Here is an 8,587-nt window from a genome sequence, read left to right as displayed (position 1 = left end):
GGGCTTGGCGAAGATCGCACGCCCCAGATCCTCGCCGACCTTGCGAACATCGATGTCCCACGCCGCAACGAACCTGATGTCCTTGGGGCGGTATCCCCCCAGATCCCAATGCATCAGGCCAATTTGCGCATTGGCCCCGCCGTTCTGGTAATGCGCAATCCCCTGCACCAGCGAACTCGCGCAATTGCCCACACCAACGATCGCAACGTTGATGGTCTGATCCCCCGTCTTCATCAGGCGACCTTAGCCTTGGCTTGGGCCGGCGCATAGCTTTCGATCATCCGCGCGAAAAAATCGGCGAAATAGAGCGGATCGCGGGGCGGGCTGGCATGATGCGGCGCGGTGCCTTCCTGGTTGGGCGTGAAGCAGAAGGCGACGGTCGTCCCCGAATCGGCGATCGCCTCCCTCTTGCGGTCGAGCCAATCCTCCTGGAAATGGAACCATTGCATGATCCCGATGCGCGGCGCGTGCCGCGCGAAACGGTCGAGCGCCAGCTTGGGCGTGCCGTCCCCGCCAAATTCCTCACTTGAACCATCCAGACCGCTGTAAACATTGACCAAAAAGAAACGGCAGAGTTACTGCCATGACATGCGGGTAGAAGAAGATCATGATCAAGAAGAAGCTGGCGAGGACATGCTCGTGACCAATAAAAAAGCCAAAAAAGTCCTCGTCGCCGGCGGCGCGGGATTTATCGGTTCTCATCTGATCGACGCGCTGCTGGAGGATGGGGCGACCGTCGTCGCTCTCGACAATTATCTGACCGGCCGTGCCTCGAACCTGCGCCATCTGCGCGACCATCCGCGCTTCGACTTCGTCGAGGGGGATGTGATCGATGGCGTCCCGGCGCCGATCCGCCGCGGCAAGACCCGCTTCAGCCACATCTACAATCTCGCCTGCGCGGCCTCGCCGCCGCATTACCAGGCCGATCCCGAGCATACGATGCTCACCAACGTCCTCGGCACGCGCAACCTGCTGCGCCTCGCCGAGGAGATGGATGCCCGTTTCCTGCTCAGCTCGACCAGCGAGGTCTATGGCGATCCGGAAGTGCATCCCCAGCCCGAGCGCTATCGCGGCTGGGTGAACTGCACCGGCCCGCGCGCCTGCTACGACGAAGGCAAGCGCGCGGCGGAGACATTGGCGTTCGACTTCGCCCGCACCGGCCGCGCCGACGTCCGCGTCGCGCGCATCTTCAACACCTACGGCCCCCGGATGCGCCCCGACGACGGCCGGGTGGTGTCGAACGTCATCTGCCAGGCGCTCGCCGGCGACGACATCACCATCTACGGCGACGGATCGCAGACCCGCAGCTTCTGCTACGTCAGCGACCTGATCGACGGGCTGATGCGGCTGATGCACAGCGAGCCCTCGCCCGGCGCGCCGGTCAATCTCGGCAACCCGACCGAGCTGACGGTCAGCGACCTCGTCGCGCGCGTGCTGGCGCTGACCGGAGCCGCCTCGACGATCGTCCACATGCCGCTCCCCACTGACGACCCGCGCCGCCGCCGCCCCGACATCAGCCGCGCCAAGGAGCTGCTCGGCTGGGAACCGCGGGTCGATCTCCAGCAAGGGCTCGAAGCCACCGCCGCCTGGTTTGCCGCCGAGCGCGAGCAGGGCCGCAAGCCGGCCGACGCCGAGCGCGAGCTGATCGACGACATGGCGGCCGAATAGGGCGGAACCTGCGCGCGACGGCGCCAGCGGCCGATCCGGATTGAAAATCCCCACGTTCCTCCACATAGCGGCGGGGTGAAGCCCCTCGTCATTTGTCTGCTTGCCGGCCTCGTCAGCGCCTGCGGTTTCGAGCCGCTTGGTCTGTGGCCGGCGCTGCTCGCCGCATTTGTCGTCCTGCTCGGCCTCGTCGCGCGCGCCCCGAGCCTGCGCAGCGCGCTGGCACGCGGCTGGTGGTTCGGCGTCGGCCATTTCATCCTGGGGCTGAACTGGATCGCGACCTCCTTCACCTATCAGGCGAACATGCCGCCCTGGCTCGGCTGGATCGCGGTGGTGCTGCTCGCGCTCTATCTTGCCGTTTATCCGGCGATCGCCGCGGGGCTTGCCTGGCGCCACGGCCGTGCCGATCCGGTCAAATTCGTGCTGATCTTCGCCGCCGCCTGGACAGTGTCAGAGTGGCTGCGGGCCGGCTTGTTCACCGGCTTTGCCTGGAACCCGCTCGGCGTCGCCTTGCTGCCGACCCCGGTCGCGCGCCTCGCCGCCTGGGTCGGCACCTACGGGCTTTCGGCCGTCGCGCTGCTGATCGCGGGCGCGCTGGCTTTGCTCCTCGTGCGCGAGCGCCGCGCGGCCTGGCTGCTGCTCGGTGCGGTTGGTGGCGCCACCCTGCTGGCGGCGGTGCTGGCCGGCGGCGCTCCGCAGCCGACCTCGATCCCACTGCGCATCGTCCAGCCGAACATCGGCCAGGAGGACAAATGGCAGGCGGGCTCCGCGCTGCGCCACCTCGAGCGGCTTGCCTTGATGTCCGGCACTCCCGGAAGCCGGCCGCGCCTGTTGCTCTGGCCCGAAGCGGCGGTGACCTCGCCGCTCGAAGACGGCCGCGGCGATCCTTTTTATCGTGCGCGGGCGCTCCAGCTTCAGCATGCGCTCGCGCGGCTGCTCGGCCCGGGGGACCTGCTGCTCACCGGCGGCGTCACCCTTCGCTCGGCCGACGGCATCGACGCGACCAGCGCGACCAACAGCATCTTCGCGATCGGCCGCGGCGGCGTGATCGCGCGCTACGACAAGGCGCATCTCGTGCCCTATGGCGAATATCTGCCGATGCGCCCGATCCTGTCGGCGCTCGGCCTGTCGCGCCTGGCGCCGGGCGACGTCGATTTCGACCCCGGGCCGGGGCCGCAGACGATCGCGCTGCCGCTGGTCGGCAAGGCCGGGTTCCAGCTCTGCTACGAGATCATCTTTTCGGGCGAGGTGGTCGAGCGTGGCAACCGGCCGGCCTTCCTGTTCAATCCGTCGAACGACGCCTGGTTCGGCGGCTGGGGCCCGCCGCAGCATCTCGCCCAGGCGCGGCTGCGGGCGATCGAGGAGGGGCTGCCGGTGCTGCGCTCGACCCCGACCGGGATCTCGGCGGTGATCGATGCCGACGGCCGGCTGCTGCAGAGCCTCGGATGGCGCAAGGCGGGCGTCATCGACACCCAGCTTCCGGCGCCGAGGCCGCCGACCTTGTTCGCCCGCTTCGGCAACGCGCTGCCCCTGCTGCTGGCGCTGCTGCTCGCCGCCGCGGCGATTGCAGTGCGCCGCAAACAACGCTAGTGGCGGTCATATAAGGATATCTTTATATCCGCATCTCCCCCGAGCAAAAGTCTTCCAGCGAACAGCCAGCGAACAGAAGGTCAGCGATGCGCAGCAACTACATGTTCACGTCCGAATCGGTCTCCGAAGGTCATCCGGACAAGGTTGCCGACCAGATTTCCGATGCCGTGGTCGATCTGCTGATCGGCAAGGACCCCGAGGCGCGTGTCGCCTGCGAGACTTTGGTCACGACCAACCGCATCGTGCTCGCCGGCGAGGTGCGCTGCGCCGGGGGCTATGACGACGCCGAGATCGAAGCCGCGGCGCGCGAGACGGTGCGCAAGATCGGCTATGAGCAGGAAGGCTTCCACTGGCAGAACGCCTCGTTCGCCAACTATCTTCACGCCCAGTCGGCCGACATCGCCCAGGGCGTCGATGCGAGCGGCAACAAGGACGAGGGCGCCGGCGACCAGGGCATCATGTTCGGCTTCGCCTGCGACGAGACCAGCGAGCTGATGCCCGCGACCTTGCATTATTCGCACCGCGTGCTCGAGCGGCTGGCCGACGACCGCCATTCGGGCGCGGCCGATTTCCTCGAGCCCGACAGCAAGAGCCAGGTCACCCTTGTGTTCGAGAACGGCAGGCCGGTGCGCGCCGCCAAATTGGTCGTCTCGACCCAGCATGCCGCCGGCGCCGACCAGGGCAAGCTGCGCGATTATGTGAAGGGCGTGTTCAACGACGTCCTGCCCGAGGGCTGGATGCCCGGCGAGGAGGATATTTTCGTCAACCCGACCGGACTGTTCGAGATCGGCGGGCCGGACGGCGATGCCGGCGTCACCGGCCGCAAGATCATCGTCGACACCTACGGCGGCGCCAGCCCGCACGGCGGCGGCGCGTTCAGCGGCAAGGATCCGACCAAGGTCGACCGCTCGGCGGCGTACATCACCCGCTATCTCGCCAAGAACATCGTCGCCGCCGGCCTCGCGCGCCGCTGCACGATCCAGCTCTCCTATGCGATCGGCATCGCCGAGCCGCTGTCGCTCTACGTCGATCTCCACCAGACCGAGATGAACGGCGTGACCGCGGCGCGGCTCGAGGAAGTGCTGCCTCGGCTGGTGCGCCTCACGCCCAAGGGCATCCGTACCCACCTCGGCCTCAACAAGCCGATCTACCGCCCGACCGCCGCCTACGGCCATTTCGGCCGCAAGCCCGAGGGCGATCTCTTCACCTGGGAAAAGACCGACCTGGTCGACGCGCTCAAGCAGGCGCTCTAACCGCGGGGTTGCAACCGCGCCCGCGTCTAGTTTCCTTCGGCGGGTGAGAGTTCGTCTATTGCTCGATCGTGCAGCGGATCGGCCGCGTCACCCCGTTGCGCGTGATGGTTCCGACCGCGGTGAGGCGGCCGGTGATGCGGGCGCGCAGCCGCGCCTCGTAGCGCTGGAGGCCCGTATCGGTGAGGTCGAGCTTCAGCTCGCGAGAGTCGATCCAGCTTTGCGCGATCAGCAGCCGCGCCCCGGGCGCCGCGCTCGACAAGGTCCGGCCGCGCTCGGTGAGGCGGACCTGCGCCACCACCGGCGCGACGCCATGCGCGGTGACGATCGCGAGGCGCAGCGGCGCGGCGCCGGCGGTCGCGCACGAATAGCCGCCGGTCGCGACCGCGGGGGCAGCGGCGCCGATCAGGCAGGCGACGGCGAGCAGGGCTTTGACCTTCATCGAACCTCCATTGGGGCGCGGCTGGAGCGTTGCGCGAAAAGGTGGGCACCGGCTTTTCGCAAGCAGCAATGCGGCGTCAAAAGCTCATAGAGCGGGCTGCGATTCCATCTCATCGCAGGCTGCTCTGCCAAAGCTTGGCTGAACGCACCTTGTCTGTATAGCGGCGCGATGTCGGATCCCACGACCATCCGCCGCCTCTACGGCCGCCGCTCGGGGCACAAATTGCGCCAGGGGCAGGCGGCGCTGATCGAGGATCTGCTGCCGAGGTTGAGCGTGCCCGCCGGCGCGCTGAGCGCGGCCGGCCTGTTCGGCGAGGATCGCCCGCTCGAGTTCGAGATCGGCTTCGGCAGCGGCGAGCATCTCGCCGGCCAGGCCAAGGCGCGGCCCGATCACGGCTTCATCGGCTGCGAACCGTTCCTCAACGGCGTCGTGGGCGCGCTGACCCACATCGCCGCCGACGACCTCGCGAACATCCGCGTGCACATGGGCGACGCGCTCGACGTGCTCGAACGCCTGCCCGATGCGGCGCTCGAGCGCGCCTATCTGCTCCACCCCGATCCCTGGCCCAAGGCGCGGCACGCCAAGCGGCGGATGATCAACCACGGCCCGCTCGATCTCATCGCCGCCAAGCTCAAGCCCGGCGGCGAGTTCCGGCTCGGCACCGACGATCCGACCTATTGCCGCTGGTCGATGATGATCATGAACCAGCGCCGCGACTTCGAATGGCTCGCGCAAAGCGCCGCCGACTTCCTCACCCGCCCCGCCGACTGGCCCGAGACCCGCTACGAAGCCAAGGCGCGGCGCAAGGGCCATGAGGTGTGGTATTTTCGCTATCGGCGGGTGTGAGCGGCGAAAGGTCATGACCGTTTAGTGAGCGGGGCGTGAACGTGATCGAGTCTGTTGCGCGCGCTCGCGGGCAGGCGCATTTGCTTGCCATGACCTTGCTGGAACGGCTCGGAGTGAGCATCCCCATCGTGCAGGCACCGATGGCGGGGGTGTCGACGCCAGCGCTTGCCGCGGCCGTGTCGAACGCAGGCGGTCTGGGTTCTATCGCCGTCGGCGCCACCGATGCGACAGGCGCACTTTCGATGATCGAGGCGACCCGCGCCGGCACCGATCGTGCGTTCAACGTGAACCTGTTCGTCCACGCGACTCCACGCGCCGACAAGGCACGCGAGCAAGCCTGGCTCGACGCGCTTCGACCTCTGTTTGAAGGCTATGGCGCCGAGCCACCCCTGGCCCTGCGCACGATCTACAAAAGCTTCGCCGACGACGACGAGATGCTCGCGATGCTGATCGAGGCCGCGCCGCCAGTCGTCAGCTTTCACTTCGGCGTCCCCAGCGCGGATCGGATCGCGGCGCTCAGGGAGGCCGGTTGCCTTCTGCTCGCGTCCGCGACCAGCCCAGCCGAGGCACGGGCGATCGAGCGCGCCGGCATCGACATCGTCGTGGCCCAGGGATGGGAAGCGGGCGGGCACCGCGGCGTGTTCGATCCGGCGGCGCCCGACGACCGGCTTGGGACGATGGCGTTGACCCGCCTGCTGGTCAGGCAATCCGCATTGCCCGTCATTGCGGCTGGCGGCCTGATGGATGGTGCCGGCATCGCAGCGGCGCTCACGCTCGGCGCCGTCGCAGCACAGCTTGGTACCGCCTTCATCGCGTGTCCGGAAAGCAGCGCCGACCAAGCCTTTCGAGCCGCGCTCGCGAGTCCGAGCGCGGAACACACGGTCATAACCTGGGCGATCTCGGGCCGGCCAGCGCGCTGCCTGGCGAACCGCTTCACCCGCTGGGGGTCGGAAGTGCGGGTACCGGTACCCGACTATCCCATTGCCTATGATGCCGGAAAGGCATTGCACGCCGCCGCCAAGGCCGCCGGCGAGAGCGGTTTCGCAGCGCAATTGGCAGGCCAAGGAGCGCCGCTAAGCCGCACTATGGAAGCCGCCGAGCTCGTCGAGCTGCTGTGGCGGGAGGCGAGAGGGGTCGAGAGCTACTAAGGCGCGTGAAAGCTAAGCGACCGCTTTGCGCCAAAGCCGGGCGATCGAGGCTGATGGCAAGGTGCCCGAAACGGACGCTCGTGCAGGCGCAGGCGTTACGTCCGCTTTCGACCGATTGTGTTGAAGAAGTCGGCTCTGGGATCGGAGCGGATGTTGGATGAACGAGGGCGATTGCCTTCTCAGACCATTGCCGGCTGCGGCATTGGGATCAGCTTGGCGAGCTTGCGCAGGTTCTGAGCGGTGGCAGCGAGGAGAAACTCGTCCTTTGCTCCATTTGGGCCTCTGAGGCGCAGGCGATCCAGCTTCAGGATGCGCTTGAGGTGCGCGAACAGCATCTCGACCTTCTTCCGCTCTCGCCGTGAGCTGAGATAGGCGTCGGTCAGCGACAAGTCACGAGCGAGGTCCCGGGCGCCTTCATGGATTGAGCGCAGCAGCTTGCGGCCGGCATCGCCTGGTCGACATCGTTGTCTGAGATCGCAGCCGTCGCAGTCGGCTTTCCGGGCGCGATAGCGGTAGAGGCCGTCAGCCGGCGGCTGAGCTTTGGCGGCGCGGCTTTCCTGCCAATATTGCCGGAGCTCCTTGCCGCCTGGGCATGTGTAGCTGTCGTCGGTGGGATCATAGGTGAAGTCGCGACGGGCGAAGCTGCCGTCGGTGCGGTCCTTGTCGAACACCGGGATGTGCGGCTCGATGCCTTTCTCGTGCACCAGCCAGGCGAGGTTCTCGGCCGAGCCGTAGCCGGTGTCGCCAGCCAGCCGCTCGGGCCAGATGCCGAACCGCTCCTGGGTGCGGTCGAGCATGACGCGCTGGGCGGTGACCTCGGCCTGGCGGACGGCAGTGGTCGCCTCGACGTCCATGATGACCGCGTGCTTCAGGTCGATCAGATAATTGGTGCAATAAGCAAAGAAGGCGAGCCCGCCATTGGCGCCGGTCCAGCGCGAGGCCGGATCGGCCGCCGCGATGAACTTCGGCACGACCGGTGTTGCGCCGCCAAAGGCAGCCTGGTCGAGCACGGCCAGATACTCGCGCACAGCATGGCCGGGATTGTCGGGCGGCTCCCACTCGTCGCCCGGCACTGAGTTCTGGCGGTTGGCGTCGGCCTTGATCATGCTGGCGTCGACAGCAAAACCCTCGCCGCCGACCAGCCCCTCCGCAATGCAGCGCGCGACCGTCTCTTCAAACAGGCGGCGCAGCAGGTCGCTGTCGCGGAAGCGGCCATGACGGTTCTTGGAGAAGGTCGAGTGGTCGGGCACGGCACCATCAAGACCCAGCCGGCAGAACCAGCGATACGCCAGGTTGAGGTGCACCTCGTCGCACAGCCGGCGCTCGGAGCGGATGCCCATGCAATAGCCGATGATCAGCATCCGGATCATCAGCTCCGGATCGATCGAGGGCCGTCCCATATCGCTGTAGAAAGGCCGGAGCTGCTTGCGAATGTCACCGAGATCCACGAACCGGTCGATTGACCTGAGAAGGTGATCCGAAGGCACGTGACGCTCGAGACTGAACCCATAGAACAACTCTGGCTGATCGGTCTGGCGCTCACCCATCATCGGCCCGGCTCCCGCTGCTCGGACGCAGTGAATCAGACCATCATCGCCCGTGCAAGCGGGACTTTTTCAACGGAATAGGTCGAAAGCGGACATAGG

At 67.1% G+C, this 8,587-nt stretch carries 8 protein-coding genes and 1 pseudogene; 5 read left to right on the top strand and 4 right to left on the bottom strand.

The annotated features are described in order from the left end of the window. Together V6M48_RS11415 and V6M48_RS11410 are read right to left on the bottom strand one after the other, a co-directional pair. Positions 1-234: pseudogene (locus V6M48_RS11415) on the bottom strand (inositol-3-phosphate synthase); the annotation flags it as partial. Continuing rightward, positions 234-560, bottom strand: a complete 327-nt coding sequence (locus tag V6M48_RS11410) for a hypothetical protein (RefSeq protein ID WP_332812664.1) — start codon at positions 558-560, stop codon at positions 234-236. The pseudogene V6M48_RS11415 and the gene V6M48_RS11410, both read right to left, overlap by 1 nt. A gap of 79 nt (positions 561-639) precedes the next feature. On the opposite strand from V6M48_RS11410, the gene V6M48_RS11405 reads away from it, so the two are divergent. From V6M48_RS11405 to metK, 3 genes are all read left to right on the top strand, one after another. Then, a complete protein-coding gene (locus tag V6M48_RS11405; protein ID WP_332812663.1) occupies positions 640-1,668 on the top strand; it encodes a UDP-glucuronic acid decarboxylase family protein in 1,029 nt (342 codons plus the stop codon). 75 nt (positions 1,669-1,743) lie between these two features. Further along, positions 1,744-3,255, top strand: coding sequence for an apolipoprotein N-acyltransferase (gene lnt, locus V6M48_RS11400; protein WP_332812662.1), 1,512 nt, complete (start codon positions 1,744-1,746; stop codon positions 3,253-3,255). 86 nt (positions 3,256-3,341) lie between these two features. After that, the gene (metK, locus tag V6M48_RS11395; protein ID WP_332812661.1) at positions 3,342-4,508 is read left to right on the top strand and encodes a methionine adenosyltransferase; all 1,167 of its coding nucleotides are present in this window, start codon (positions 3,342-3,344) and stop codon (positions 4,506-4,508) included. Between the two features lie 55 nt (positions 4,509-4,563). Here the strand turns inward: metK and V6M48_RS11390 are convergent, their stop codons facing one another. Then, positions 4,564-4,947, bottom strand: coding sequence for a hypothetical protein (locus V6M48_RS11390; protein ID WP_332812660.1), 384 nt, complete (start codon positions 4,945-4,947; stop codon positions 4,564-4,566). A gap of 168 nt (positions 4,948-5,115) precedes the next feature. On the opposite strand from V6M48_RS11390, the gene trmB reads away from it, so the two are divergent. Together trmB and V6M48_RS11380 are read left to right on the top strand one after the other, a co-directional pair. Further along, positions 5,116-5,793, top strand: coding sequence for a tRNA (guanosine(46)-N7)-methyltransferase TrmB (gene trmB / locus V6M48_RS11385; protein WP_332812659.1), 678 nt, complete (start codon positions 5,116-5,118; stop codon positions 5,791-5,793). A gap of 89 nt (positions 5,794-5,882) precedes the next feature. Next, complete coding sequence (locus V6M48_RS11380) at positions 5,883-6,941, top strand: NAD(P)H-dependent flavin oxidoreductase (protein ID WP_332812665.1); 1,059 nt, start codon at positions 5,883-5,885, stop codon at positions 6,939-6,941. Positions 6,942-7,120: 179 nt separating this feature from the next. On the opposite strand, the gene V6M48_RS11375 is transcribed toward V6M48_RS11380, so the two are convergent. Next, positions 7,121-8,491, bottom strand: a complete 1,371-nt coding sequence (locus V6M48_RS11375) for an IS1182 family transposase (protein WP_332812658.1) — start codon at positions 8,489-8,491, stop codon at positions 7,121-7,123. Positions 8,492-8,587: the final 96 nt, after the last annotated feature.

The sequence above is a fragment of the Sphingomonas sp. genome, from assembly GCF_036677245.1.
Lineage (GTDB): Bacteria > Pseudomonadota > Alphaproteobacteria > Sphingomonadales > Sphingomonadaceae > Allosphingosinicella.
The sequence above is the reverse complement of the archived record's forward strand: the minus strand, read 5'-3'. Positions and strand labels throughout refer to the sequence as shown.

Excerpts from the sequence above, each read along its gene's own strand:
- metK (WP_332812661.1), top strand. The coding sequence starts at position 3,342 with ATGCGCAGCAACTACATGTTCACGTCCGAATCGGTCTCCGAAGGTCAT.
- V6M48_RS11380 (WP_332812665.1), top strand. The coding sequence starts at position 5,883 with ATGACCTTGCTGGAACGGCTCGGAGTGAGCATCCCCATCGTGCAGGCA.
- V6M48_RS11390 (WP_332812660.1), bottom strand. The coding sequence starts at position 4,947 with ATGAAGGTCAAAGCCCTGCTCGCCGTCGCCTGCCTGATCGGCGCCGCT.
- V6M48_RS11375 (WP_332812658.1), bottom strand. The coding sequence starts at position 8,491 with ATGATGGGTGAGCGCCAGACCGATCAGCCAGAGTTGTTCTATGGGTTC.
- trmB (WP_332812659.1), top strand. The coding sequence starts at position 5,116 with ATGTCGGATCCCACGACCATCCGCCGCCTCTACGGCCGCCGCTCGGGG.